This is a genomic window from Thioclava sp. (genome assembly GCF_048263065.1).
Lineage (GTDB): Bacteria > Pseudomonadota > Alphaproteobacteria > Rhodobacterales > Rhodobacteraceae > Thioclava.
The window spans coordinates 140,132-164,285 of the sequence record NZ_JBLXEM010000007.1 but is presented as its reverse complement, the minus strand read 5'-3'; the positions used below and the strand labels follow the sequence as shown (position 1 = coordinate 164,285).

Here is a 24,154-nt window from a genome sequence, read left to right as displayed (position 1 = left end):
AATGAGACCCCTTGAATGGCGTGAACTTCCCTGAAAAGCCATATATGATCAATGCGAAACCGCAACAAAGAACGGCGCGCCGCTTCGGGACGTGCCGCAATTCGGCTGAAAGTGAGAGTATGGGGCGCATCTTCAAGCTCGTCGTGATCCTTCTGGTGCTCGGCGCGATCGGGATCATCGGCTATGCCTATTTAGGCGACATGAAACCCGATGCGCAGCAGCAGCGTATTGAGGTCACCTTGCCGGGTGGCCTTGGCAGTAGCGGGGCCACGGGTGGGGATTAAGCGCAGCTTACCAGTCCTGACGGCGCTATTGATAAGCGGGGCGATGGTGGTCGCGCCCGCCTTCGGGCAATCGCGCGCCGCCCAAGGCAATGCTGCAAAACCGCTTTCGGCGATTGACTGGCTGTCGCGCTCGGTCGTGACGCCTGCAGCCGTGCGTCCAGATGGCACAGCCCATCCCCCCGTCTCCGGCGCGGGCGGGATCGAGTCCATTTCCGTGCTATCGCTTGATGCGCCTTCGGCGGATGCGCTGGGGCTGTTGTCGCTGGCGCGCACCGGGCTGCCTGCCGATCTGTGGGGGCGCACGCCTGCGCCGCAACTCGCCAGCGCGCTGCGCGATGCCCCCGATGACAACCTACCCGCGCTGCACGATCTGCTTTTGACGCTGCTTTTGGCAGAGCTGGACCCACCCCAGATCACCACGCCCTCGCAGCGCGACATGCTCTATCTCGCGCGGGTCGACCGGTTGCTGGACATGGGCGCGTTGCAGCAAGCGCATGCACTGCTGGAACTGGCCGATCCGACCAATCCGGCGGTCTTTCGGCGTCGCTTTGATGTGGCGTTACTGCTTGGCAATGAAACCGAGGCATGCCGCGTGATGGAGCGCACGCCCGGAATCGCGCCCTCGTATCCTGCACGCATCTTTTGTCTGGCGCGCACCGGCAACTGGGACACGGCCGAGCTGACCTATGGTACGGGCCGCGCGCTGGGGCAGATACCCGATGATCAGGCCGAGTTAATCGCGCAGTTTCTGGATCCGGCTTTGGCCGATGGCGCAGATGAGTTGGCCCCGCCCGATCCGGTGACACCGCTCAGTTACAAGATGATGGAGGCAATCGGGCAGCCGCTCGCAACCTCAATGCTGCCGCTGGCCTTCGCCCATGCCGATCTGACCGAAAATAACGGCTGGAAAGCGCAGCTTGAGGCGGCTGAACGGTTGGCGCGTGCTGGTGTGCTTGATCCGAACAGGTTGTTGGGGCTTTACACGGAACGCAAGGCTGCGGCCTCTGGATCGCTCTGGGATCGCGTCACGGCGATCACGGCGCTGGATAAGGCGATAAAGGCGCAAGACAGCGCTGAGGTCGCCAAGGCCCTGCCCCGCACGTGGCGTGAGATGTCGAGCCAAGAGCTGGAGCCAACGCTGGCCGCGCTTTACGGCACGCAACTTGCCGCGATGGGTCTGCAAGGCGAGGCCGGTCGCATCGCCCATGACTTGGGGCTTTTGACGCCCGATTACGAAACGATTGCAAGCGATGGCACTGATTTGGGGGCGAATGCGGCCCTGCTGGCCGGGTTTGCCAAAGGTCAATCTGCGGGCATTCCCGGCCAGAATGATTTGACCCGTGCGCTGAAACAGGTTTTTGACGCGGCCCCCGGTCACGGCCCCAACGCGGTGCCAACGCGTTACGCTGGGCTGCTGCCCGACCAGTTGGGGCTGGCGCTGTTGCATGCGATTGACGATGTGGCGCAGGGCGCGCGCGGGGATTATCCGCGCTTGGTCGATGGGTTGAAGCTGCTGCGTCTGGCGGGGCTGGAATCAACGGCACGGCGCGCGGCGATTGAGCTGATCGTGCTGGATCGGCGCGGATGAGTGACGCGCCCCCCGATCTGCGTTGGCTGCCCGCTTTCCTTGAGGCACAGGCCGCCGAGGCCGGGGCGGCGCGCAACACCATCGAAAGTTATGCGCGCGATCTGAAGGATTTTTGCGCCTTCGCGCTTGCAAAGTCCCTTTCGCTGGCGACCTTGCAACGCGGCGATATCGAAACCTACCTGATCCGGTGCGAAGCCGATGGTTTGGCGAAATCAACCCGCGCCCGCAGGCTTAGTGCGATCCGGCAAATGTTTCGCTTTGCCTATGAGGAAGGCTGGCGCAGCGACGACCCGGCAATCCGTATCGCGGGGCCAGGGCGCGCGCAGCGTTTGCCCAAAACGCTTAGCCTTGAAGAAGTCGAGGCGCTGCTAGAGGCCGCGCGCGATCAGGGCCGCTCGCTGCGCGATCAGATCCGCAACCGCGCCTTGATGGAGCTGCTTTACGCCACAGGCATGCGTGTGAGCGAACTGGTCGGCCTGCCCGTGGCCGCCGCGCGGGGCGATCCGCGGATGCTGCTGATTTCGGGAAAAGGTGGCAAGGAGCGCATGGTGCCGCTCTCGCCCCCGGCCCGCGAGGCTTTGGCCGATTGGCTGCGCGCACGCGACACCGCCGAGGAAGAGGCGCGCGTCAAACGCCGCATCACACCGTCGCGTTTTTTGTTTCCCTCAAACGGGAAAGAAGGCCATCTGACACGGCAAGGCTTTCACCGCTTGCTTAAGGATATCGCTGTCAACGCAGGCATTAGCCCCGCAAAGGTTACGCCCCATGTGTTGCGCCACGCTTTCGCGACTCATCTGCTACAAGGCGGGGCCGATCTACGCGCGATCCAGATGTTGCTGGGCCATGCCGATCTATCCACCACCGAGATTTACACCCATGTCTTGGACGAGCGTCTGAAAGACCTTGTGCTGGAACATCACCCGCTTGCCAAACACGATCGAGGTGCTTGAATAGCGCCTCGCTGCAGCCCATAACCTGATCCATGGAAAACTCACTCGACCTCGCCTTTTGGCTCACCGCTGGCGCCATTGTGCTGCTGCTGGCATTTTCAGCCTTCTTCTCGGGCTCGGAGACCGCGCTGACAGCGGCCAGCCGCGCCAAGCTGAAATCGCAAGCGGATCGCGGTGAAAAAGGCGCACAAACCGCGCTGGATGTGACCGAGGACAGCGAGCGGCTGATCGGTGCGATTTTGCTGGGCAATAACGTGGTCAATATCCTGTCCGCCTCTCTGGCGACAGCGCTGCTGACAAAGACGTTTGGCCAATCGGGCGTAGCGCTGGCGACGGTGGTGATGACGCTGTTGGTGTTAATCTTTTCCGAAGTTCTACCCAAGACCTACGCGATCACCCTGCCCGAAAAAGTTGCTGCCAAAGTGGCCGCTCCGATCAAGGTGTTCACCCGAATCCTAGCCCCGATCGTCGCCGTGGTGCGCATGATCGTGCGCGGAATTTTGTATGCCTTCGGGATGCGCACCGACAAAAATCAGCACATGTTTTCGCTCCAAGAGGAAATCGCCGGGGCGCTCGCGATTGGTCAGTCCGAAGGCCAAGTCGACAAGGAAGATCGCGACCGGTTGCTCGGCGCGCTTGATCTGGGCAACCGCACCGTCGAAGAGATCATGCTGCACCGCTCGCAAATCGAGATGCTCGATATCAGTGACGACCCTGACGCGATCTTGTCGGCGGTGCTGTCCTCATCGCATACGCGCCTTCCGCTCTATCGCGGCGAGCGCGAGAATGTGGTGGGCATTATCCATTCCAAAGACTTGCTGCGCGCTGTGGAAAAGGTCGTGCGGGGCGGTGATGGCAATCTTGAAAGCGTTGCCGATCTCGACATCGCGAAGGTGATGATGAAGCCCTATTTCATCCCCGAAACCACGCCGCTGGATGAGCAAATGCAGGAGTTCCTAAAACGGCGCACGCATTTCGCGCTGGTGGTGGATGAATATGGCGATCTGCGCGGATTGCTGACGCTGGAAGACATTCTTGAGGAAATCGTGGGTGAAATTACCGACGAATTCGACCCCAAGGCCGACCGCCGCCTCAAGCCCACAGAAAGTGGCGATTATATCGTTGAGGGTGCGATGACGATCCGCGATTTCAACCGCGAAACCGACTGGAACCTGCCCGACGATGAGGCCAACACCCTTGCCGGTTTGGTCATTCACGAGGCGCAAACCATCCCAACCGAGGGGCAGGTTTTTGCCTTTCACGGCTTCCGCTTTGAGGTCACCGGGCGCAAGGATAACCGGTTGACCCAGTTAAAAATTCGCCCGCTCGCGAACCTCAACTAGGCGTTTGCATCCAGTCGCCCGGCGAAGGCGGCGCTTAGCGCGACCATCACGCTTGCACAGCCCAGCACAAGCGGCAATCCGCCAAGCTGATAGGTCAGCCCCGAAAGCAGCGTGCCTATCAGCCGCCCGCCCGCATTCGCCATGTAGTAAAAACCGACATCCATCGTGACCCGCTCTGCCTTGGAGAAGGCGAGGATCAGGTAGGAATGCAGCGACGAGTTGATCGCAAAGATAGCGCCAAAGGCCAACAACCCCACGGTCAGCGTGACGCTGAACCACAGCGCCGTTTCAGGCGCAAACCATGCAGCTAACGTCAGCACAGCGGGCACAAAGAACAGCGCCAGCGCCCAGTGGCGCGCGGCCCCGATCAGTTCGGGTTCGGGGCGGCTGGCAGCGCGCAAAACGCGCGGTGCGGCGGCCTGAACCGCGCCGTAAAGGATGACCCACACCGCCATGAACGTGCCGATCAGGAAGAATGCCGCACGGTCTCCGGCCGGGGTGCCATCTGACAGCACCGCGTAGAAATAGATCGGGATACCGACCACGAACCAGACGTCACGCGCGCCAAACAGGAACACCCGCGCCGCTGAAAGCCAGTTCACATTGGCCGATTTTGAGAAGACTTCCGAGAATTTGGTCCCCTTGCGCCCTTTGGGCAGGCCCGGCGGCATCGCTAGCACGATCGCGACCAGGATCACCGCCAGAACCGCCGCCATGCCCAGCACTGCCCCGTCAAACCCGACGCCAGCAAGCAAACCCGCACCCAGCAGAAAGCCCACACCCTTTACCGCGTTCTTTGAACCCGTCAGCACCGCCACCCAACGAAACAACCCGCCATTTTCGCTTGGTGCCAGTAGCTTGACGGCGGATTTGGACGACATCTTGGCAAGATCCTTGGCCACCCCGCTCAGCCCCTGCACGACCATCACATAGGCGACCGAAAGCCCGATGGTCCAAGACGGATCAAGCTGCGACAGCGCCAGCAGCGCCACCACCTGCAAACCCAGCCCGGCATAAAGCGTCGCGCTCAACCCAAAGCGCGCTGCGATCCAGCCCGCTGACAGGTTCGTCACCATTCCCGCGATCTCGTAAAGGACGAACAGATAGGCCAGTTGCACCGGCGAGAACCCGAGCGTGTGGAAATGCAGCAGCACCAGCATACGCAACGCGCCATCGCTTAGCATGAACGCCCAGTAAGCCGCCGTGACAGCTATATAGGCCGACATGCCTTCGGGGCGCGCAGATCGGGGCGCGCTCACAGCGATTGCCCGACCATCAGCGCCACGTCGATAAGACGATGCGCGTAGCCCATCTCATTGTCATACCACGCATAAATCTTCACCTGCGTACCGTTCACAACCATCGTCGAGGGCGCGTCGATGATGGATGAGCGCGTGTCATTGGTATAATCTGCTGACACCAGCGGGCGGGTTTCGTAGCCCAAAATCCCCTTGAGCGGGCCTTCGGAGGCCGCTTTGAACAGCGCGTTAACCTCATCGGCGGTGGTGGCGCGTTCAACCTCGAAAACGCAATCGGTCAGTGAGGCGTTAAGCAGCGGCACCCGCACCGCATGGCCATTCAGCCGCCCTTCCAATTCGGGATAGATCAGCGTGATCGCCGTGGCCGAGCCGGTCGTGGTCGGGATCAGCGAGGTCAGCGCTGAGCGCGCGCGCCGCAAATCCTTGGCAGGGCGGTCCACGATGGTCTGGGTGTTGGTCACGTCATGGATCGTGGTGATCGCGCCGTGCTTGATGCCCAGCGCCTCGTGGATCACCTTGACCACAGGGGCGAGGCAATTCGTCGTGCAGCTTGCCGCAGTGATGATGGTATGCGCGGCGGGGTCATAAGTGGTTTCGTTCACACCATAAACGATATTGGCGGTTGGCCCGTCCTTGACCGGGGCGGACACCACGACTTTCTTGACGCCTGCCGCGAAATAGGGGGCCAAGGCGGCCTCGGATTTGAACACGCCGGTGCAATCAATCACCACATCGACTCCCGCGAACGGCAGGTCCTCGATCCGCTTGGTGCCGATGAATGGCAGCCGCGTGCCATCGACCGTGACGCTGTCTGCGTCATAAGAAAACGCAGCGTCCCAACGGCCATGCACGCTGTCAAATTCCAACAGATGCGCGTGCATTTCCGGAGCACCTACCGCATCGTTAATCCAGGCTATCTTCGCCCCCCGAGCGAGCAGCGGTTTCAGCGCAAGCTTGCCGATCCGGCCAAGACCGTTCAAAGCGTATGTCGTCATAGGATATATCCTTTAGCTAAGCCCGATATTATCGACGGCGGATTGCATAGCGATGCGATCAAGCGCCTCCAGCGGCAAGGCGGTGAACGCCTCGATCCGGCGGCGCATCGCACCATAGGTCTGCTGAAAGGCGAGGGCCTTCTCGGCGGCAGTGCCCTCGACTTTCACCGGGTCGGGCAAGCCCCAATGGCCGCTGATCGGCTGACCGGGCCAAGGCGGGCATTCTTCGTTCGCGGCCAGATCACAGACGGTGAAGACGAAGTCGAACTTGGGTGCGTCAGCGCCTTGAAACTCAGAGAGAGTCTTGGCGCGCAGCGGCGTAACATCATGATCCTTGTCGCGCAGCACTCGCACCGCGAACGGGTTGAGTTCGCAATGGGGATTCGTGCCTGCCGAGTGCGCGACAAAGCGATCCCCCGCGATCTCACGCAGGATGGTTTCGGCCATGATTGAGCGGGCCGAATTACCGGTGCAAATGAACAGCACCTTGAATTTGCGCTCTGTCATGGCGGACGCTCCGTTGAGGTCAGGGGTCGGATCGTGGGCGCAGATTTCGGGTCGACCACGGCAGCAATCGAGCAGGATATAGTCGAACGTCACGCGGACTTGCGCCATATCCACAGCGTAAAGCAGTGAGGTCCCCGCGCGCGTCTGCGTGATCAGCCCGACCTGCATCAGCGTGCCGAGATAGGTCGAAAGCGTGCTGGCCTTGACCCCAAGCACCAGCGCGATTTCACCCGCGGGCATACGGTCAGGATAGCGGCGCATTAACAACCGAAATAGGGCCAAGCGGTGGCGGTGGCCGAGGGCGGTCAGGCGGTCTGGGATCTCTTTTTCCATATTTCACGTATATTTGAAATATAAACCGGCGGACAGTGAATTTTTTGTAACAGCGCTAAGCGTGGGCGCCCTGATTCATCATCTGGAAAGGATGTCTGGAAAAAAACGTTCTGGGGAAAATCTTCCTTAAGAGTTCCGGCGCTAGCATGGCTGACACTTTCATACTGGCTCCGCGCCAGTTCCTGTCTCGGGGTTTACGACACATGGCCAAAGACAACCGGTCGCGCGAAATACCAAATGCCCTTAAGGAAACCTTTTGGGCGCTCTTCGGCGTGGCTGTGTTCAGCGCAACGATCAACTTCTTGATGCTCACTGGCCCGCTGTTCATGCTGCAGGTCTATGATCGGGTGCTTGGCAGTCGCTCGACCAGCACGCTGATCGTGCTGTTTGGCATGGTTGTTTTTGTCTTTATCACGATGGGAGTTCTTGATTTTTCGCGCGGTCGGGTTTTGGCGCGCATTGGCGCACATTTGCATGACCGCCTAGATGCACGCGTATTTCGCGCGGTCTTGCGCCAAGCCGAATTTCCCGGCGCGCGTGCCACACCAAGCTCTGCGCAACGCGATCTTGCACAGATCCAGGGGCTGCTTTCCTCCCCGGCCTTCAGCGCGATTTTCGACCTTCCTTGGACGCCGATCTATTTAGGCGTGTTATTTCTGTTTCACCCGCTGATGGGGTGGTTGGCGTTGGCGAGCACCCTTTTAATTCTGGCGTTGGCGGTTGCAAACCAAGTGCTAACCAAACACAGCCAAAGCGAAGCGCTACTCGCCATGGATGAGGCTGAAATGCGCGGCGCTTCCATGCGCAAAGAGATCGAGACCTTGCTGGGCTTGGGGATGCGACCCAACCTGATGATACGTCGAACTGCCGCAAATGAACGCGCGCTCGGCGCACGCATTCGTGCCTCCGACTATGGGGGCTTCATCGCGGCAGTGACCAAGGCGTTCCGCATATTGTTGCAATCCACGATGTTGGCACTGGGCGCGTGGCTGGTTCTGCAAAATGCGCTTTCGGCGGGGGCGATGATAGCAGGGTCAGTCTTGCTGGGGCGCTCGCTGGGGCCGGTTGAACAGACTGTGGCGCAATGGCCGCAAATTCAGCGGGCATGGAGTGCGCGCAAGTCGTTAACCGCATTGCTCACCGCGTTGCCGGAGCGACAGAAACCGATGGATCTGCCCGCCCCCCAAGCCCGCATTGCTCTGAACAATCTGGCCGTGGTGCCGCCCGGAGGGCGCGTCCCGACGTTGCAAGGCATCCGGCTCACGGCGAAAGCAGGCGATGCAATCGCCGTGATCGGCCCTTCGGCATGCGGGAAATCGACGCTCGCGCGCGCACTTGTGGGTTTATGGGTTCCGGCGCAAGGAGATATCCGGCTTGATGGGGCCGAATTGAAGCAATACGACCCCGATCAACTGGGGACATATCTTGGGTATCTGCCGCAAGATATCGTTCTTTTCGACGGAACGATCGCAGAAAATATCGCGCGATTTTCGAACCGGACCGACCCGCAAGCCGTTGTGGCTGCATCACAAGCGGCGGCGGCGCACGATCTTATTTTGGGACTGCCCGACGGCTATGACACCCGCGTCACCGATGGCGGCAAGGAACTGTCGGGCGGGCAACGTCAACGCATCGGGCTGGCGCGCGCCTTTTACGGCAATCCAATCATGCTGGTCTTGGATGAACCCAATTCTGCGCTGGACGACGAAGGAATTCGCGCTCTCAACCAAGCCATCGCGACGGCGCGCCGATTGGGAAAAATCACCTTTGTTATGTCTCATCGCCGCTCTGCATTGGCGCATTGTAATCTGGTGATGATGATTGATGGCGGCCATATGCGCGCCTTCGGGCAGCGAGATGAGGTGCTTGTGCAATTGATGAACGCCGCGTCTCCTGTCGTTACGTCACCAAAGAGGGCGCAGGCATGACGCGCACTTGGTCCCCCGCGCGATTTCTAATTCTCGGAATGCTGACTTGGGCGATCGGGCTTGGCGGTGCGATATGGTGGGCAATCGTCGCAGATATCAATGGCGCGGTTGTCACCACAGGGCGCATCGCCCTCAAGGCGCATACCCAAATCCTGCAACATCCTGATGGCGGGCTGGTCGCTGAAATCAACGCGCAAGCCGGTGAACACGTTGAGGCGGGCGTCCCCTTGATCCGCCTTGATGGCACAGAGCTGGAGGCCCAGCGCGCCTTGCTGCGCAATGATCTTTATAGCACGCTGGCCCAGATCGATCTGCGACGTGCCGAACTGAACGAGCATTCGACCTTGGTCTATCAACCCGAGTTGCTGAAAGTCGCAGATGAAAGCCCTATTATTTCTCGCATGCTCAAGGCAGAGCGCCACCAATTGACGACACGGCGCGAAACGCTGGAAAAGACGCGGGCGCAATGGCGTGAACGCAAAATCCAGACCGAAGCGCTTATCGATGGATATTCGCACCAGCTTGATGCGCGCAAACGCCAGGTTAATCTGATTTCACAAGAGCTTAGCGATCAGTTGTCGCTTTATGATCGCGGTTTGACGCAAGCCTCACGCATTCTAGCCCTGCGCCGAGAGGTTGCCAATCTTGAAGGCAGCATCGGTGAAATAGAGGCGGCTACAGCCAAAGCCAACAGTCTGATCGCGGAGTATGAGATCCAGCGCCTGCACGACGAAGCCCTGCGTCATCAGGAAATTGAAGAAGAGATGCGCGCCTTTGAACAGGACGAAAACCAGCTCCGAGAGAAGCTGCGCTTGATCGACACGAAACTCGGGCGCTTGGTTTTGCGCGCGCCAATGGCAGGACGCGTGCTGTCGCTTGATGTCCACACAATCGGCGGCGTCGTCGCCCCCGGGCGCGATGTGATTTCCATCGTGCCGCAAGGGCAGGCACTGCAATTTGAAGTCAGACTCGATCCGCGTAAAATTGACCGGATTCGCCCCGGTCTATCGGCGGCAGTTACATTTCCAAATTTCAACAAACGTACCACGCCCCGCTTTAGCGCGCATGTACAAAGCATTTCGGCAGACACGATTGCCGATGTGCAAACCGGCGCGCATTACTACACTGCCGAGCTGGTGCTTACGCAGGAAAGCAGCGCAGCGCTCCAGTCACTTGGCCCCAAACCAGGCATGCCATTCGAGGCCTTCATTGCAACAGGATCGCGCAACCTCGCCTCGATCCTGATCAAACCGTTTACAGATTATTTTTCCCGAGCGATGCGCGATGATTGAACCGGTCAGTAATGCGTCTCAGAAAATTGTTTTACTATGTGCCTTGCAGTAAAAAATCGCTAAGAAGCCTGCGCATCGGAGAGACCTCGGAGGAGTCGCAGAATTTGCATCAGAAGTTGCTCAAAAGCATTTTAGCCTTATCCTGCATTGTCGCTTTGGGTGCGTGCTCTCTGCCCCGTGGTATCGGCATGACCAACGAGATCATTGGACGTGACCAAGGCGAAAACGCCGACGCCCCCTTCGAGGTCGTCCGGGTGACGCGCGACAATGTCAAATCCCTTGATTCCTGGCCTGCAACAGGTTGGACGGGAACCTATAATTGGCTTCGCACCAGCCGTGGCTCCAATGCGCCTGTGATCAGCACCGGGGATATGGTGAGCCTGCAAATCTGGGACAATAGCGAGAACTCTCTGCTGACTGGCACGACGCAAAAAGAAGTCTCGATCAACAAGGTCCGCGTGTCACCGAATGGCACAATCTTTGTCCCCTATGCGGGAGACATTTTGATTCGGGGCATGTCTCCGACCTCGGCGCGCCGCAAAATCGAGTCTGCCTTGCAACCCTTTATCGCCTCGGCGCAGGTCCAGTTGAGCTATGAACCGGGCCAAGAAAGCTCGGTCGATCTTGTTTCCGGGGTGGCCAAACCTGGCACCTATCCGCTGCCCAATCGCAACAGCACGATCTTATCAGCGATCGCGCAGGGCGGCGGCGTTTCGGCCAATCTCAAGAACCCGCTTGTGCGGCTGATGCGGGGCGGCAAGACCTATGACATCCGCGCCGATAAACTGTTTTCGGATGCGTCCTACAACACGGTTTTGCGTGGTGGTGACAAGGTCGTCGTGCAGGAAGACCAACGCTATTTCACGGCCTTCGGGGCCAGCGGCACGGAAAATCTGATCCACTTTGAGCAAGAAAAGATCACCGCGCTCGAGGCGATGTCGCTGATCGGCGGGCTGGACGACACGCGGGCCAATCCCAAGGGCGTTCTGGTCTTGCGGGAATATAGCGCCAAGCAGGTGCGCACCGATGGCTCTGGCCCGTCACAGCGCGATGTCGCGTTCGTCTTTGATGTGACCAGTGGCGAGGGCTTGTTCGCCGCGCGCAAATTCCAAATCAACCCCAAAGATACGGTCATCGTCACCGAATCGCCGGTGGTCAGCGTGCGCACGGTCTTTGGCCTGCTCAATACTTTGTTGGTGACGGGGAACCGACTGTAGGCCGGATTGACGCCCCTTGACTTGGAAACGCAAAACGCGCCCGTCATGGTTTTGGCGGGCGCGCTTTTTTCAAACCGCTGGCGGGTGTCAGATCACACCATGCTTGGCAAACAGCTTTTTGACGTCGACCTCGGGGCGCGCGCCGAAATGGCCGATAACTTCGGCCGCCGCGATGCAGCCCATCCGACCCGCCGCCTCAAGGCTTTGCCCCGTCGCGTAGCCATACAGGAAGCCCGCCGCGAATTGATCGCCCGCCCCCGTGGCATCCACCGGCACCACGCGTTTGACGGGCACTTCGACGCGCTCATCACCGCGCAGCAACACGACATCCGACCCAGACCGCGTGCACACCACCAGCTCGCACTCAAGCGCTGCCTGTTTCAAGGCCGCGTCAAGATCGGTCTGATACAGCGACTGCCACTCGTGCTCGTTGCCGATCACATAATCCATCTGCTCGGCCACCAACCTGCGGAAATCGGCGCGATGGCGTTCGACGCAGAACGGGTCAGACAGCGCAATCCCCGCCTTGCCGCCGCCGCGATGGCAGCCCTGAGCCGCCTTGAGGAACGCCGCCTTGCCGTGATCCTTGTCGAAAAGATATCCTTCGAGGAACAGGATCGCGGTGTTTTCCACGACGTCTAGGCTGACATCCTCGGTCGATACTTCCGCAGAAATCCCAAGATAGGTGTTCATCGATCGCTCGCCATCAGGCGTCACAAAGATCATCGAGCGCGAGCTGGGCAATTCGCCTTCCTTAACCGGAACGTTCGGAAAATCGGTGCCCTCGCCATGCAGCGCGGCCTCGTAAAACCGGCCAAGCGCGTCGTCGCGAACCCGCCCGATAAAGGCGGTTTGCAGCCCCAGATTTCCCAGCCCCGCGATGGTATTGCCAACCGAGCCGCCGGGGGCCTGCGTGCGCTCTTTCATCGCCGCATACAGCGTTTCGGCACGCTCGCGCTCAATCAGCTGCATGATGCCTTTTTCGATGCCCATATGGGCCAGAAAGCTGTCATCGCATTGCGCGATCACATCGACCACGGCATTGCCGATACCGACGACTTGATAGGATGTCACAGAGTTTTCTCCTCGAACTGGCACAGATCCCGGATCGGACAGGCGCCACATTTGGGTTTGCGTGCCACGCAGATATAGCGCCCGTGCAGGATCAACCAGTGATGTGCATGACGTTGATATTCCACGGGGACATTGTCTTCGATTGCGCGCTCGACGGCGTCGACGTCTTTGCCCGGACAGATCCCGCTACGGTTTCCAACGCGGAAAATATGCGTATCGACCGCCTGTGCAGGATGGCCGAACCACATATTAAGCACAACATTGGCCGTCTTGCGCCCCACACCGGGAAGCGATTGCAGCGCCGCGCGCGAGGACGGTACCTCGCTATGAAACTGATCGACAAGGATCTGGCTTAGCTTGATGACATTCTTGGCTTTTTGGCGAAACAGCCCGATGGTTTTGATGTGTTCGGTCACGCCATCAAGGCCAAGCGCAAGCATCTTTTCCGGCGTGTCCGCGCGCGCAAATAGCCCCCGCGTCGCCTTGTTCACCCCCGCATCCGTCGCCTGCGCCGAAAGCGCAACCGCGACCACCAGCGTGTAGGCGTTCACATGCTCTAGTTCCCCCTTGGGATGGGGTTCTGAGGCCTCAAACCGGGCGAAGACCTCTTTCATATGGGCGTAGTCGAATTGCTTGATCATGCCTCTCTAATGCCTTTGAGCGCGCGCAAGGGCAAGTGCGGCGCGAAAGCCCCCGGTATTTTGCGCAAATTGGAAACAAGTTCGGCCCGGCTGTTGCTTGGGAATTAACCCGCTATTTGCCGATATGGCGCAAAACTGGCGAGGAAGGGACGTCAGAAAGGGGTTGAAATGGAATTCGGATATCCTGTGGGCAGCGTCGCGCATGACACGGCAACCAATAGCTGGCGGCTTGCGCCGGATTTCGACTATGCAACCGATTTATGGCAGGTCGCGCCAGTCGCTAAGGCTGAGGGTGTATGTGTTGCGCTTTATGACCCGGCAGGACGGGTCGTGACCCAAGGGGCCTTTAGTGCCGATTTACCCCTTTTTCTGGAGGGGCCTGAAACGGCAATCCGTCTTGATCGCGTAGAAATTGATGGCGAGCTGGTGCTGCTTGTCCCCTCTGCGCCGCTTGAGCCGGGGCATCGGTATGGCGTGTCATATCCCGACTGGCAAGCCGGAGCCTCTGCCACGCCCGAAGAAATCGCCACCCTTCCCGCACTTGGCGGCGGCACATTGATCGCCACGAATGAGGGCGAAATACCCATCGACTGGCTGCGACCGGGCGACAAGGTGTTGACGCGCGACAATGGCTACCAACCGCTTTTGTGGCTGGGCCAGCATATCGTGCCAAAGCGTGCACCACATGAACTGCGCCCCCTCACGCTGGGACGCGATCAATTTGGCAAAGATCAGCCCGCTCACCAGCTTGTCATCACGCCCGGATGTCCGGTTCTTCTGGCCGGGGCCGAACTTGACCTATGGTTTGGCGAAAGCGAGATGTTTGCACACGCAAGTGATTTGATTGGTGAGCCACCCCGCGCGCCGGGTCGACAGGCGGTTTATACATTGCTCTTTGATGCCCCAGAAGTCGTTCTGGCAGGCGGGCTGTGGGTGGGAACCGTGCATGCCGATGCTGCCTATCTATCGTTGCTTCCAACAGGGATGCGCGCCGTAGTAGCCCCCTATTTGCTGGGCTTGCATCAGCAGCCCGCACGCGCATGCCTTGCGCAGTGGGAGGTGGAGATGTTCACGCGCGAGAGTACCAGAAAGAAAGGTACAGTGACCGCCTGAATGCGCAGCTTTCGGGTCGCGGGATTGGGGCGCAAGGGCTAAGCTGGCGGGCAATGGAAAGGGCTCGCCGATGACCGATCAAACCGCGCTTGACGATCACTATCACTACCGCCTGATTGCGCGCGCTCTGCGCGAGATTGATGCGGCCGAAGATGCGGGCGAAATGCTTTCATTGCAGGTTTTGGCAGATCGTCTTGCGATGAGCCCCGCGCATTTCCAGCGCCTTTTTTCTGCTTGGGTCGGTGTGTCTCCCAAGCGCTATCAGCAATATCTGCGTCTTGATCTGGCACGCGATTTGCTGGCGGCGCGTCAGCCGCTTGACGTGGTGGCTGATCGCGCCGGTCTTTCGGGCACGGGGCGGTTGCATGATCTTATCTTGCGGTGGGAGGCCATGACGCCGGGGGAATTCGCGCGCGCGGGCGCGGATATAAGAATCCACTGGGGCCGGTTTGACAGCGCCTTCGGCCCGCTTATCGCGATGGGCACATCGCAAGGGCTGTGCGGCATAGGGTTTTGCGCTGAGATGGGCGAGAGCGAGGCATTCGACGACCTTGCCCGACGCTGGCCCGCCGCGCATTTCGTGCATGACCCCGCGCCATTGCAAGCGTGGGTCAATTCGGCACTGATCGGTAGGGGCGAAGCGCGCATGACGCTGATTGGCGCTCCGTTTCAGATCAAGGTTTGGGAGGCGCTTTTAGCGATACCTTCGGGCCAAGTTACCACCTATTCTGATATTGCGACTGCCATTGGGCGCCCAAAAGCGACTCGTGCAGTGGGAACGGCCGTGGGACGCAATCCGATTTCGTATCTCATCCCGTGCCACCGCGCGTTACGCAAATCCGGGGGTTTGGGGGGATATCACTGGGGGCTGGGTGTCAAGCGTGCAATGCTTGGCTGGGAGGCCGCGCGCGCCGACGCTGCCGAGTGATCGCTCAGTTGCGATATCGGCAGCGCCTAGCCGTTATCGCAACTGTGATGGGCGGAAATCTGCCCGCGTTGAAATCTCGATGGAACCCGACTGCGCTTTCTGCGTTAAATCATGGTCAAGCCCTGCACCATGGGGCGCAAGACAAGGCAGACGAGCAACATGATCACATATCTTAAGACCAAGACCATTCTGTTAGGCGCAGGCGCAGCGATCTCATTGGCGGCCTGTGTGCCCAGCGGTTACCCTGACGCGAACAGCTACGATCAAAACCCGAACGTTAATCGCAACACGGGTGCAGTCACGGGCGCATTGATTGGCGGCGCTATCGGAGCGACCAGCCGTGGCGACGAAAAGCTCACGAAGGCTGCCGCTGGCGCAGTCGTTGGAGGACTCATTGGCGGGGCCATCGGCAATCAGATGGATCGGCAAGCGCAAGAATTGCGCCGCGACCTCACCACCAATGGCGTTAGCGTCGTGCGGTCGGGGAATCAGCTGATCGTGACAATGCCGCAAGACGTGCTGTTCGCGACTGACAGCTCGAGCCTGCGCCCCGATCTGCAGCGCGATCTTTACACGCTTGCAGGCAGCCTCAACCGCTACCCCGACACCACTGTCGAAGTCGTCGGGCATACCGACAATACCGGCGATGCGGCCTACAACATGAACCTTTCGCGGCAGCGCGCGCGTTCGGTCGCGTCTGTCCTTGAAGCGGGCGGAGTGCCCAATTACCGCATCATTACCAGCGGGCGCGGTGAGAGTGATCCGATCGCTTCCAACCTCACTGCCGAGGGGCGTCAGGCCAACCGTCGGGTCGAGTTTATCATTCGCCCGAACAACTGATTGCTGCGTAAGCGCTTGATGAGGCCGGGGAGACCCGGCCTTTTTACGTTGTCTGGCCCGAGACGCGGTCATATATCTTGACCAGTCGGGAGGAGCCATGCCGTTTCAAAAGATTGAATCTGAGAAGCTTGCGAGTGCCGTTGTGCGCCAGATCGAGGATCTTATCTTGCAGGGGATTTTGCGCCCCGGCGAGCGGCTGCCCTCTGAGCGTGAATTATCCGAGCGCCTTGGCGTCTCGCGCCCCAGCCTGCGAGAGGCTGTCGCCGAGTTGCAGGGCGCCGGGCTGTTATGCACCAAAGCAGGCTCGGGCATCTTTGTAGCCGACGTACTGGGTTCGGCTTTTTCGCCCGCTTTGATCCGGCTCTTTTCGAGCAATGAACAAGCCCTGTTTGACTACATCTCATTTCGCCGCGATCTGGAGGGCTTGGCCGCGGAGCGGGCGGCGATTTATGGGTCTGACACCGATCTGAAAGTCGTCGATACGCTGTTTGCGCAGATGGAAGCCGCGCATGCAAAGCGCAACCCAACCGAAGAAGCCCAGCTGGATGCGCAGTTTCACATGGCTATCATTGAGGCCAGCCACAACGTCGTCATGATCCACATGATGCGCGCGATGTTTGATTTGCTGGCCGAGGGCGTGTTTTACAATCGGGCGATCATGTTCCGCAATCGCACGACGCGCGGGCGCTTGCTGGAACAACACCGTGCGATGAACGCCGCGATTCAGCTGCGCGATCCGGTCGCGGCACGCGCGGCCGTGGCGGGGCACATGGATTTCGTCGATCACGAGATGACCGCAATGGGCCGGGCAGAGCGCAACGAAGCTACCGCGCGTTTGCGCCTGTCGCATAACGGTGACCTATAGCGTCGCCCCTTTTGAACACCTCGAAATAGAGAACCCCGGCCACATGGACCGGGGTTCTCTATTCTAAAGGAAAGCCAGCGACCTAGTTGAAGCGGCGTTCCACTTCGCCTAGCGATGCGTCGATCAGCGCGGCGCGATCCTTGGCGGTGAACTGCTTGGCAAGCACATCGCCTGCAGCGGCCACGGCCACCGAAACGGCGCGATGCTTAACGTCGCGCACGGCCTGCGCCTCGGCAGATGCGATTTGCTCTTCGGCCGCTTTCAAACGACGCGCGATTGAGACTTGCAGGTCTTCCTTGGCTTTTTCGGCCATCGCCTCGGCGTCGCGCTTGGCAGCCGCAATGATCTGATCGGCCTGAGTCTGCACTTCGCGGGACTTGCGCTCGTAGCTGGCCAGAACCGATTGCGCCTCTTCGCGCAAACGGCGAGCCTCGTCGAGATCCGAGCGGATATTACCCGAACGCTTGTCGAGCATCTTGCCCAGCGTTCCCGGAACCTTTGCATAGAGCACAATCCCAACGAACAGCAGGAAGGCCAACATCACGATGAAGTTGGTGTTCCAGAGCGAGAAGAACGGACCTGTTGCAGCAAAGGCAGGCTGCGCAGCTATCAGGAACAGAAGTGAGAGTTTTTTCATCTTCTTACCCTTTCATCCGCGCATCAACAGCGCCGTTCACAGCGCTCTTATCGGGCTTGCCACCCAGCGCCGCGACGATCTCGCCAGCGGTATCCTTGGCGACCTCGTCAATCGCGGCCAGCGCACCGTCGCGAATATCCGTGATGCGCTTTTCCGATTCCGCAGAGCGTGCGGCAATCTCGGCATCGGCTTTGACGATAGCCGCGTCGAGATCTTTCTGAATCTCGGCCTTGGTCTCGCCAGCAATCTTTTGCGCATTTGCGCGTGCCTCGGCCAGTGCCTTTTCATAGGCGGCCTCAGCCTCTTCGGCTTTGCGCTTGAAATCTTCAGCAGCGGCAATGTCGCCGGCAATCGTGCCTTGACGATCGCCCAGCACGCCCGCAATGCGGGGCAGCGCAATGCGCGACAGCAACCAGTAGATCACCGCAAGGGCAACCATAAGCCAGAAGATCTGGTTCGGGAAACTCCCGAAGTCAAGCTGCGGCATGCCACCGGCGTCGGCGGTATGCATTTGCTCAGCGCCTGGCAGCCCGCTTGCGGCTGCGCTCGCCATGTCGTGCGTTTCGCTTGCCATGTCGTCCCTCGACCCTGCTACACGGTTTCCCTGAAAGGTCACGGGATGGGCCCCGGATGGGCCCACCCGCCTCAAGGAAAGGAGTGCCGGATTAGACGGCGAACATCAGCAGCAGAGCGACGAGGAACGAGAAGATCCCCAGAGCTTCTGCGAATGCGATGCCGATGAACAGCGTCGCGGTTTGGCCAGCGGCGGCCGAGGGGTTGCGCAATGCGCCCGACAGGAAATTGCCGGCAACATTACCCACACCGATGGCCGAGCCGCCCATACCCATACAGGCCAGACCAGCGCCGATGTAAGCACCCATTTGAACGATATCGCCTTCCATGTTCGTCACTCCTTGAGGTTGGAATTGGCAGATTAGTTGTGAACCGTGTGATCCGTTATCCCGTTAGTGTGCCGGGTGAAGCGCGTCTTTCAGATAGACGCAGGTAAGGATCGTAAAGACATAGGCCTGAATAAAGGCCACGAGAACTTCGAGCCCGTACATAGCAGCAATCGCGACGATTGAGAGCGGCGTCACCGCGATGCCGACACCTGAAAACAGGATCAGCGGCGCAAAGGCGGCGAACACTTTCATAACGGCGTGTCCCGCCATCATGTTGCCCGCAAGACGAATGGAATGGCTAACGGGGCGTACGAAGTAGGAAATCACCTCGATCAGGGCGAGGATTGGACGCAGCGCCAGCGGCGCCGAAGCAACCCAGAACAGCCCCAGAAAACCCGCGCCATGCTTGACAAAGCCAACCACGGTGACCGTCACGAAAACCAGCAACGCCAGCACGCCGGTCACGGCGATATGCGAGGTGGTGGTGAAGGCGCGCGGCAGCAGGCCAAGGAAGTTCGAGAACACGATGAACAGGAACAGCGTGAAGATATAGGGGAAGAACTTGAGCCCATCCTTACCCGTGACATCCTCGACCATCTTGTGGATAAACCCGTAGGCCAACTCCGCGATGGACTGCGCACGGCTCGGGATGACCGCGCGACCACGTGTGCCGATCACCATCATAAAGAAGATCGCAGCCACAGTGACCGCAAGCCAAAGCGTCACGTTGGTGGGCGTATACCAATGCACGGGGCCATCCCCAAAGAGCGGCCTGACGATGAACTGGTCCATCGGGTGAAACACCAGCTCATTGTGGACATCCTGCGGCACATCAGTCACGTCTGTCATCCTCTTCATCAGCTACCGATAGCGTCTCAGCCTGCTCGGCAGCACGGTCTTCGTTCATCTCTTTGGCAGAGCGCAACATTACCTTCACGCCCGCCGCGAAACCCAGCATCGTAAACAGCACCATGAACAGGGGCATCGTGCCAAACAGCGCATCCAGCCCCAATCCGATGCCGAAGCCGATACCCAGCCCCGAAACCATCTCGATCACCATGCGCCACGCCATATTGGCCTGACTTAAGTGGTGATCGACCCTTTGCGGGGGCGGCTCTTGTGCCTTTCTCACCGCAGCAAGCTTTTTCTCTAGCGCGGCAAGGCGCTTCGGATCTGGCTCGTCTGGGGGGAGATCGGACATGGAGTGACCCCGCTAAACTTGCAAGTTTGATAGCCGCCGCCCGCGCCTGAGTCAATCGCGTTAAACCCCGCTGAAGGAGCGATTAACACACTGTTTTCACAAGACATTTTTAATTTGCGTGGATTCATGGCGACGCGGAGTTCACGCAAATGCGAGCTACAGCATATTCAACCAATCGGTTGACGTTTCAAACGGCGCGCGCCATCAGATGGCTATGATGCCCCCTGCCCGCCCCTCACTCGACGCGATTTTTGCCGCCCTGTCAGATCCGACGCGGCGGGCGATACTGACGATGTTGCTTGAAGATGACATGGCTGTCACCGATGTCGCCGAGCCGTTCGAAATATCGCTGGCGGCGATTTCCAAGCATTTAGGGATTCTGGCAGAAGCCGGTTTGATTTCGCAGGAAAAACGCGGGCGCGTGAAGTGGTGCAAGCTGGAACCGCTGTCCATGCAAGAGGCGATCATCTGGATACAAGGATTTGGGCAGTTCGAGCCGCTGGATTTTGACGCGTTCGAGCGATTTTTGGAAACTGAGCTAAACGCGCCGAGCGATACGCAAAAAGAGACCCCGGACGCGATGCCGGGGTCAGGTTCGCCACGATAGAAAACGCGGGCGATCTGCGGGCCGCTCAGGCGGCGTTATAATACTCATACATCAGGTCCAACGCCTCGAGCCCGGTGATATCGGGTGCTTTTACTTCGGGTTTGGTGGCCTGAACGCGGGCTTCGGGCGTGTAATAGGCCAAATGTTCGTCGGCCTCGGTCGTAACTTGCTTGCCCTTAGGGAAGTTTACGATGCTCGTCATGGGAACTCTCTTTTTTGCTCGAGTTCCTCCCTGCGCAGTAACTTAAGGAGGTTTTTGGCTTTGCACAGTGCCCAATGCTGCAACTGCGATATGCATTTGCTGCAATGCAGCAAAAAGGGCGGCCTAAGCCACCCTGTTTGTTAGATATTGTAGCGGGTGAATTCCCGCCCCCCATGATCTAGGGCGATCAAACCGTGCGGCTGACCATCATTTTCTTGATCTCGGCGATGGATTTCGCCGGGTTCAGACCCTTCGGGCAGGTCTTGGTGCAGTTCATGATGGTGTGGCAGCGATACAGTTTGAAGGGGTCTTCAAGCTGATCAAGACGCTCGGCGGTGGCCTCATCGCGCGAGTCGATGATCCAGCGATACGCGTGCAGCAGGGCTGCTGGGCCGAGGTATTTATCGCCATTCCACCAGTAGCTCGGGCAAGAGGTCGAGCAGGACGCGCACATCACGCATTCATACAGACCATCCAGTTTTTTGCGGTCTTCGATCGACTGACGCCATTCCTTTTCGGGACGGTTGGTCTTGGTTTCCAGCCACGGCATGATCGAGGCATGCTGAGCGTAGAAATGGGTCAGATCGGGGATCAAATCCTTGACCACCGGCATATGCGGCAGCGGGTAGATTTTGACATCGCCCTTCACCTCATCCAGCCCGTAAATACAGGCCAGCGTGTTGATGCCGCCGATATTCATCGCGCAGGACCCGCAGATCCCCTCGCGGCACGAGCGGCGGAAGGTCAGTGTCGGGTCGATCTCATTTTTGATCTTGATCAGCGCGTCCAGAACCATCGGACCGCATTTGTCCATGTCCAGAAAATAGGTGTCCAGACGTGGGTTCTCCCCGGTGTCCGGATCCCAGCGATAAATCTGGAACTTTCGGATATTCTTGCCATCCGGCTTCGGCCATGTCTTGCCAACGCGGATTTTGGAATTCTTCGGAAGCGTGAACTGAACCATTTCGGTCCCCCTTTTTCCGTCAATACGAATAGAGCGGTCGCGTGGGCATGCGGCCGGATTTGCGATAGACACAGGCGTCATAGGCGGCTGAGGCGTCGCCCTGAGCCGTCCCACCAAGATTGAGCTGAAGCTCCATCTTGGTGTAGGCACCGTCGGTGGTGGCGCCCATGCGCCCCTCGCCGCTGATCGGCGCCTTCGGGGCATATTGCGTGTAGCACTGGCGTTCTGCCGTCTCGACAGGCACAGGGGCACAGGCCGAAACAACCAGCGGTAGGGCCAGCACAGCCATCGTGCGCCCCAAAGGGGCCGCCGATCCGCTTTTCTGATCTGTCCGACCCATGCGCATCCCCTAGTTCAGCCCGAACTTGTTCTTGGCGATGCAGGTCACGGTATCGGGGCGTTTGGCGATATCCATCACGGTCGAGACCGTGCTGTCGTCAATCCCCGTCACCGCAGCCTTGGCGATTGTGAACACTTCATCCATCGTGGCATTGTCGATGATGCAGTCAGTCACCGGAGCGGCATTCAGCCCCGGCATCTTGCTTTCAACGACTGTGTTGACCACCGTCTTGGCTTGCCCGCGAGCGGCCTCTTCAGCGGATTGCTGAAGCGGCGCGCTCATTTGGCAGGCGCAAAGCCCGGTCAGCGCCACAATGGACAAAAACGCGCGCATCAATAGACCCGCTTCTTGGGCGCGATCTTTTTGAGATCAATGCCGCCCTGATCTTGCGGCGTCAGCGGGTCCATATGGACGGGGCGGTAGGTCAGATCGACCTTATTGCCATCCAGATGCATGATCGAGTGCTTGCGCCATTCCTTATCGTTGCGATCGGGATAGTCCTCGTGGGCGTGCGCACCACGGGATTCCTTGCGCGCCTCGGCCCCGACGATAGTCGCCAAGGCGTTGGGCATCAGGTTTTCCAGTTCGAGCGTTTCCATCAGGTCCGAGTTCCAGATCAGCGAGCGATCCGTAACCTTGACGTCTTCGAGTTTGGCGGCAATCGCCGTCATCTTCTCGACCCCTTCGGCAAGCGATTTATCGGTGCGGAAGACGGCAGCATCAGATTGCATCGTCTTTTGCATCTCAAGGCGCAGGTCGGCGGTCGAGATGCCCCCATCGGCGTAGCGGATCTTGTCGAACCGGTCGAACACGGCGTCGATTTTGGCTTTCGGGATCGCACGGTTTTCGGTCTCGGGGTCGATGATCTGACCGGCCCGAATGGCAGCAGCGCGACCAAACACGACAAGGTCGATCAGCGAGTTTGAGCCCAGACGGTTCGCCCCATGCACCGAGGCTGAGCCAGCCTCACCTACAGCCATCAGGCCCGGGACAATTGCATCGGGGTTATCAGCGGTGGGGTTGATCACCTCGCCATGATAGTTCGTCGGGATACCGCCCATGTTGTAGTGCACGGTCGGCAGAACCGGGATCGGCTCTTTGGTCACATCGACGCCAGCAAAGATCTTGGCGCTTTCCGAGATCCCCGGCAGGCGCTCATTCAGTGCCTCGGGCGGCAGGTGGCTGAGGTTCAGGAACATGTGGTCCTTGTGCTCGCCCACGCCGCGACCTTCGCGGATTTCCAGCGTAATACAGCGCGACACCACGTCTCGCGAGGCGAGGTCTTTGTAGGTCGGCGCATAACGCTCCATAAAGCGCTCGCCTTCGGAGTTGGTCAGATAGCCCCCTTCGCCGCGCGCGCCCTCAGTAATCAGACAGCCCGAACCGTAGATGCCGGTCGGGTGGAACTGCACGAATTCCATATCCTGCAACGCAAGACCGGCGCGCGCCACCATACCACCGCCATCGCCGGTGCAAGTATGCGCCGAGGTCGCCGAGAAGAACGCGCGACCGTAGCCGCCCGTCGCCAGCACGACCATCTTGGCGTTAAAGACATGCATAGTGCCATCGTCGAGCTTCCAGCAGAGCACGCCCTGACATTCCCCGTCATCAGACATGATCAGGTCGATTGCGAAATACTCGATGTAGAATTCGGCGTTATGCTTGAGCGACTGACCGTAAAGCGTGTGCAAGATCGCGTGGCCGGTGCGGTCAGCAGCCGCACAGGTGCGTTGCACGGGCGGGCCTTCGCCGTATTCGGTGGTGTGGCCGCCAAACGGGCGCTGATAGATCTTGCCCTCTTCGGTGCGCGAGAACGGCACGCCGTAATGTTCCAGCTCGTAAACCGCCTTGGGGGCTTCACGCGCGAGGTATTCCATCGCGTCATTGTCGCCCAGCCAGTCAGAGCCCTTGATCGTGTCATACATGTGCCACTGCCAGCTATCGGGGCCCATATTGCCCAGAGAGGCAGCGATGCCCCCTTGCGCGGCCACAGTATGCGAGCGGGTCGGGAACACTTTGGTCACGCAGGCGGTGCGCAGGCCCTGTTCGGCCATACCAAGGGTCGCACGCAGGCCAGAGCCGCCAGCACCCACCACCACGACATCGTAATTATGCGTCTCGTATTCGTAAGCTGCCATTCGTCT

27 protein-coding genes are annotated in these 24,154 nt (G+C 59.5%); 12 read left to right on the top strand and 15 right to left on the bottom strand.

Features of this window, described 5'->3' with window-relative positions:
- Positions 1-11 precede the first annotated feature (11 nt).
- The 4 genes from ACN0SD_RS12175 to ACN0SD_RS12160 are packed head-to-tail and all read left to right on the top strand — an operon-like array spanning position 12 to position 4,165.
- Positions 12-284: a hypothetical protein gene (locus tag ACN0SD_RS12175; RefSeq protein ID WP_417808513.1), complete on the top strand. Its 273-nt coding sequence runs from the start codon at positions 12-14 to the stop codon at positions 282-284.
- A 43-nt stretch (positions 285-327) separates the two neighbouring features.
- A complete protein-coding gene (locus ACN0SD_RS12170) occupies positions 328-1,872 on the top strand; it encodes a hypothetical protein (protein WP_417808512.1) in 1,545 nt (514 codons plus the stop codon).
- Positions 1,869-2,822 (top strand): site-specific tyrosine recombinase XerD, encoded by a 954-nt coding sequence (locus tag ACN0SD_RS12165; RefSeq protein WP_417808511.1) that lies wholly within the window; start codon positions 1,869-1,871, stop codon positions 2,820-2,822. Before ACN0SD_RS12170 ends, ACN0SD_RS12165 begins: the two co-directional genes overlap by 4 nt.
- Positions 2,823-2,854: 32 nt before the next feature.
- The gene (locus tag ACN0SD_RS12160; RefSeq protein ID WP_417808510.1) at positions 2,855-4,165 is read left to right on the top strand and encodes an HlyC/CorC family transporter; all 1,311 of its coding nucleotides are present in this window, start codon (positions 2,855-2,857) and stop codon (positions 4,163-4,165) included.
- On the opposite strand, the gene arsJ is transcribed toward ACN0SD_RS12160, so the two are convergent.
- Genes arsJ through ACN0SD_RS12145 form a run of 3 tightly spaced genes read right to left on the bottom strand, consistent with a single transcriptional unit; the run spans position 4,162 to position 7,259 of the window.
- Positions 4,162-5,391 carry an organoarsenical effux MFS transporter ArsJ gene (arsJ, locus tag ACN0SD_RS12155; protein WP_417808538.1) on the bottom strand — a complete coding sequence of 410 codons (1,230 nt, stop codon included), beginning with the start codon at positions 5,389-5,391 and terminating at the stop codon, positions 4,162-4,164. The genes ACN0SD_RS12160 and arsJ overlap by 4 nt on opposite strands.
- Before the next feature lie 29 nt (positions 5,392-5,420).
- Complete coding sequence (locus ACN0SD_RS12150; protein ID WP_417808509.1) at positions 5,421-6,419, bottom strand: ArsJ-associated glyceraldehyde-3-phosphate dehydrogenase; 999 nt, start codon at positions 6,417-6,419, stop codon at positions 5,421-5,423.
- A 12-nt stretch (positions 6,420-6,431) separates the two neighbouring features.
- The gene (locus tag ACN0SD_RS12145) at positions 6,432-7,259 is read right to left on the bottom strand and encodes an ArsR family transcriptional regulator (RefSeq protein ID WP_417808508.1); all 828 of its coding nucleotides are present in this window, start codon (positions 7,257-7,259) and stop codon (positions 6,432-6,434) included.
- A gap of 146 nt (positions 7,260-7,405) precedes the next feature.
- Here ACN0SD_RS12145 and ACN0SD_RS12140 point away from each other — a divergent pair, with 146 nt between their 5' ends.
- From ACN0SD_RS12140 to ACN0SD_RS12130, 3 genes are all read left to right on the top strand, one after another.
- The gene (locus tag ACN0SD_RS12140) at positions 7,406-9,187 is read left to right on the top strand and encodes a type I secretion system permease/ATPase (protein WP_417808507.1); all 1,782 of its coding nucleotides are present in this window, start codon (positions 7,406-7,408) and stop codon (positions 9,185-9,187) included.
- A complete protein-coding gene (locus tag ACN0SD_RS12135) occupies positions 9,184-10,479 on the top strand; it encodes an HlyD family type I secretion periplasmic adaptor subunit (RefSeq protein WP_417808506.1) in 1,296 nt (431 codons plus the stop codon). Before ACN0SD_RS12140 ends, ACN0SD_RS12135 begins: the two co-directional genes overlap by 4 nt.
- Before the next feature lie 188 nt (positions 10,480-10,667).
- Positions 10,668-11,696: a polysaccharide biosynthesis/export family protein gene (locus ACN0SD_RS12130; RefSeq protein ID WP_417808505.1), complete on the top strand. Its 1,029-nt coding sequence runs from the start codon at positions 10,668-10,670 to the stop codon at positions 11,694-11,696.
- Positions 11,697-11,783: 87 nt separating this feature from the next.
- On the opposite strand, the gene ACN0SD_RS12125 is transcribed toward ACN0SD_RS12130, so the two are convergent.
- Together ACN0SD_RS12125 and nth are read right to left on the bottom strand one after the other, a co-directional pair.
- Positions 11,784-12,770, bottom strand: a complete 987-nt coding sequence (locus ACN0SD_RS12125) for an adenosine kinase (RefSeq protein WP_417808504.1) — start codon at positions 12,768-12,770, stop codon at positions 11,784-11,786.
- The gene (gene nth, locus ACN0SD_RS12120; protein ID WP_417808503.1) at positions 12,767-13,411 is read right to left on the bottom strand and encodes an endonuclease III; all 645 of its coding nucleotides are present in this window, start codon (positions 13,409-13,411) and stop codon (positions 12,767-12,769) included. The genes ACN0SD_RS12125 and nth overlap by 4 nt, the downstream gene beginning before the upstream one ends.
- 168 nt (positions 13,412-13,579) lie before the next feature.
- Here nth and ACN0SD_RS12115 point away from each other — a divergent pair, with 168 nt between their 5' ends.
- The 4 genes from ACN0SD_RS12115 (at position 13,580) to ACN0SD_RS12100 (ending at position 17,157) form a co-directional block, all read left to right on the top strand.
- Positions 13,580-14,524: a Hint domain-containing protein gene (locus tag ACN0SD_RS12115; RefSeq protein WP_417808502.1), complete on the top strand. Its 945-nt coding sequence runs from the start codon at positions 13,580-13,582 to the stop codon at positions 14,522-14,524.
- Positions 14,525-14,594: 70 nt separating this feature from the next.
- Complete coding sequence (locus ACN0SD_RS12110; RefSeq protein ID WP_417808501.1) at positions 14,595-15,452, top strand: methylated-DNA--[protein]-cysteine S-methyltransferase; 858 nt, start codon at positions 14,595-14,597, stop codon at positions 15,450-15,452.
- 159 nt (positions 15,453-15,611) lie between these two features.
- Positions 15,612-16,292, top strand: a complete 681-nt coding sequence (locus ACN0SD_RS12105) for an OmpA family protein (protein ID WP_417808500.1) — start codon at positions 15,612-15,614, stop codon at positions 16,290-16,292.
- A 97-nt stretch (positions 16,293-16,389) separates the two neighbouring features.
- Positions 16,390-17,157 carry a FadR/GntR family transcriptional regulator gene (locus tag ACN0SD_RS12100; protein ID WP_417808499.1) on the top strand — a complete coding sequence of 256 codons (768 nt, stop codon included), beginning with the start codon at positions 16,390-16,392 and terminating at the stop codon, positions 17,155-17,157.
- Positions 17,158-17,239: 82 nt separating this feature from the next.
- Here ACN0SD_RS12100 and ACN0SD_RS12095 read toward each other — a convergent pair whose 3' ends face one another.
- From ACN0SD_RS12095 to ACN0SD_RS12075, 5 genes are all read right to left on the bottom strand, one after another.
- Positions 17,240-17,794, bottom strand: a complete 555-nt coding sequence (locus ACN0SD_RS12095; RefSeq protein WP_417808498.1) for a F0F1 ATP synthase subunit B — start codon at positions 17,792-17,794, stop codon at positions 17,240-17,242.
- 4 nt (positions 17,795-17,798) lie between these two features.
- Positions 17,799-18,368 (bottom strand): F0F1 ATP synthase subunit B', encoded by a 570-nt coding sequence (locus ACN0SD_RS12090; protein WP_417808497.1) that lies wholly within the window; start codon positions 18,366-18,368, stop codon positions 17,799-17,801.
- A gap of 91 nt (positions 18,369-18,459) precedes the next feature.
- A complete protein-coding gene (locus tag ACN0SD_RS12085; RefSeq protein WP_038066250.1) occupies positions 18,460-18,696 on the bottom strand; it encodes a F0F1 ATP synthase subunit C in 237 nt (78 codons plus the stop codon).
- A gap of 63 nt (positions 18,697-18,759) precedes the next feature.
- The gene (locus ACN0SD_RS12080) at positions 18,760-19,545 is read right to left on the bottom strand and encodes a F0F1 ATP synthase subunit A (protein WP_417808496.1); all 786 of its coding nucleotides are present in this window, start codon (positions 19,543-19,545) and stop codon (positions 18,760-18,762) included.
- A complete protein-coding gene (locus tag ACN0SD_RS12075; protein ID WP_417808495.1) occupies positions 19,529-19,897 on the bottom strand; it encodes an AtpZ/AtpI family protein in 369 nt (122 codons plus the stop codon). The genes ACN0SD_RS12080 and ACN0SD_RS12075 overlap by 17 nt, the downstream gene beginning before the upstream one ends.
- 217 nt (positions 19,898-20,114) lie before the next feature.
- Here ACN0SD_RS12075 and ACN0SD_RS12070 point away from each other — a divergent pair, with 217 nt between their 5' ends.
- Positions 20,115-20,504, top strand: a complete 390-nt coding sequence (locus ACN0SD_RS12070; RefSeq protein ID WP_417808537.1) for an ArsR/SmtB family transcription factor — start codon at positions 20,115-20,117, stop codon at positions 20,502-20,504.
- Between the two features lie 25 nt (positions 20,505-20,529).
- Here ACN0SD_RS12070 and ACN0SD_RS12065 read toward each other — a convergent pair whose 3' ends face one another.
- The 5 genes from ACN0SD_RS12065 to sdhA all read right to left on the bottom strand — a co-directional run bounded on the left by ACN0SD_RS12065 (position 20,530) and on the right by sdhA (position 24,148).
- Positions 20,530-20,706 carry a hypothetical protein gene (locus tag ACN0SD_RS12065; protein ID WP_417808494.1) on the bottom strand — a complete coding sequence of 59 codons (177 nt, stop codon included), beginning with the start codon at positions 20,704-20,706 and terminating at the stop codon, positions 20,530-20,532.
- Between the two features lie 187 nt (positions 20,707-20,893).
- The gene (locus ACN0SD_RS12060; RefSeq protein ID WP_038132583.1) at positions 20,894-21,670 is read right to left on the bottom strand and encodes a succinate dehydrogenase iron-sulfur subunit; all 777 of its coding nucleotides are present in this window, start codon (positions 21,668-21,670) and stop codon (positions 20,894-20,896) included.
- Positions 21,671-21,689: 19 nt separating this feature from the next.
- Positions 21,690-22,010: a hypothetical protein gene (locus ACN0SD_RS12055; RefSeq protein WP_417808493.1), complete on the bottom strand. Its 321-nt coding sequence runs from the start codon at positions 22,008-22,010 to the stop codon at positions 21,690-21,692.
- Positions 22,011-22,019: 9 nt separating this feature from the next.
- Entirely contained in the window at positions 22,020-22,343 is a 324-nt protein-coding gene (locus tag ACN0SD_RS12050; RefSeq protein ID WP_417808492.1) for a succinate dehydrogenase, read from the bottom strand.
- Positions 22,343-24,148 carry a succinate dehydrogenase flavoprotein subunit gene (gene sdhA, locus ACN0SD_RS12045; RefSeq protein ID WP_417808491.1) on the bottom strand — a complete coding sequence of 602 codons (1,806 nt, stop codon included), beginning with the start codon at positions 24,146-24,148 and terminating at the stop codon, positions 22,343-22,345. The genes ACN0SD_RS12050 and sdhA overlap by 1 nt, the downstream gene beginning before the upstream one ends.
- Between the last annotated feature and the right edge of the window lie 6 nt (positions 24,149-24,154).

Coding starts and splice junctions, on each gene's coding strand:
- ACN0SD_RS12170 (WP_417808512.1), top strand. CDS start 328: ATGGTGGTCGCGCCCGCCTTCGGGCAATCGCGCGCCGCCCAAGGCAAT.
- ACN0SD_RS12165 (WP_417808511.1), top strand. CDS start 1,869: ATGAGTGACGCGCCCCCCGATCTGCGTTGGCTGCCCGCTTTCCTTGAG.
- ACN0SD_RS12160 (WP_417808510.1), top strand. CDS start 2,855: ATGGAAAACTCACTCGACCTCGCCTTTTGGCTCACCGCTGGCGCCATT.
- arsJ (WP_417808538.1), bottom strand. CDS start 5,391: ATGTCGGCCTATATAGCTGTCACGGCGGCTTACTGGGCGTTCATGCTA.
- ACN0SD_RS12150 (WP_417808509.1), bottom strand. CDS start 6,419: ATGACGACATACGCTTTGAACGGTCTTGGCCGGATCGGCAAGCTTGCG.
- ACN0SD_RS12145 (WP_417808508.1), bottom strand. CDS start 7,259: ATGGAAAAAGAGATCCCAGACCGCCTGACCGCCCTCGGCCACCGCCAC.
- ACN0SD_RS12140 (WP_417808507.1), top strand. CDS start 7,406: ATGGCTGACACTTTCATACTGGCTCCGCGCCAGTTCCTGTCTCGGGGT.
- ACN0SD_RS12135 (WP_417808506.1), top strand. CDS start 9,184: ATGACGCGCACTTGGTCCCCCGCGCGATTTCTAATTCTCGGAATGCTG.
- ACN0SD_RS12130 (WP_417808505.1), top strand. CDS start 10,668: ATGACCAACGAGATCATTGGACGTGACCAAGGCGAAAACGCCGACGCC.
- nth (WP_417808503.1), bottom strand. CDS start 13,411: ATGATCAAGCAATTCGACTACGCCCATATGAAAGAGGTCTTCGCCCGG.
- ACN0SD_RS12115 (WP_417808502.1), top strand. CDS start 13,580: ATGGAATTCGGATATCCTGTGGGCAGCGTCGCGCATGACACGGCAACC.
- ACN0SD_RS12110 (WP_417808501.1), top strand. CDS start 14,595: ATGACCGATCAAACCGCGCTTGACGATCACTATCACTACCGCCTGATT.
- ACN0SD_RS12105 (WP_417808500.1), top strand. CDS start 15,612: ATGATCACATATCTTAAGACCAAGACCATTCTGTTAGGCGCAGGCGCA.
- ACN0SD_RS12100 (WP_417808499.1), top strand. CDS start 16,390: ATGCCGTTTCAAAAGATTGAATCTGAGAAGCTTGCGAGTGCCGTTGTG.
- ACN0SD_RS12095 (WP_417808498.1), bottom strand. CDS start 17,794: ATGAAAAAACTCTCACTTCTGTTCCTGATAGCTGCGCAGCCTGCCTTT.
- ACN0SD_RS12090 (WP_417808497.1), bottom strand. CDS start 18,368: ATGGCAAGCGAAACGCACGACATGGCGAGCGCAGCCGCAAGCGGGCTG.
- ACN0SD_RS12085 (WP_038066250.1), bottom strand. CDS start 18,696: ATGGAAGGCGATATCGTTCAAATGGGTGCTTACATCGGCGCTGGTCTG.
- ACN0SD_RS12080 (WP_417808496.1), bottom strand. CDS start 19,545: ATGACAGACGTGACTGATGTGCCGCAGGATGTCCACAATGAGCTGGTG.
- ACN0SD_RS12075 (WP_417808495.1), bottom strand. CDS start 19,897: ATGTCCGATCTCCCCCCAGACGAGCCAGATCCGAAGCGCCTTGCCGCG.
- ACN0SD_RS12070 (WP_417808537.1), top strand. CDS start 20,115: ATGCCCCCTGCCCGCCCCTCACTCGACGCGATTTTTGCCGCCCTGTCA.
- ACN0SD_RS12065 (WP_417808494.1), bottom strand. CDS start 20,706: ATGACGAGCATCGTAAACTTCCCTAAGGGCAAGCAAGTTACGACCGAG.
- ACN0SD_RS12060 (WP_038132583.1), bottom strand. CDS start 21,670: ATGGTTCAGTTCACGCTTCCGAAGAATTCCAAAATCCGCGTTGGCAAG.
- ACN0SD_RS12055 (WP_417808493.1), bottom strand. CDS start 22,010: ATGGGTCGGACAGATCAGAAAAGCGGATCGGCGGCCCCTTTGGGGCGC.
- ACN0SD_RS12050 (WP_417808492.1), bottom strand. CDS start 22,343: ATGCGCGCGTTTTTGTCCATTGTGGCGCTGACCGGGCTTTGCGCCTGC.
- sdhA (WP_417808491.1), bottom strand. CDS start 24,148: ATGGCAGCTTACGAATACGAGACGCATAATTACGATGTCGTGGTGGTG.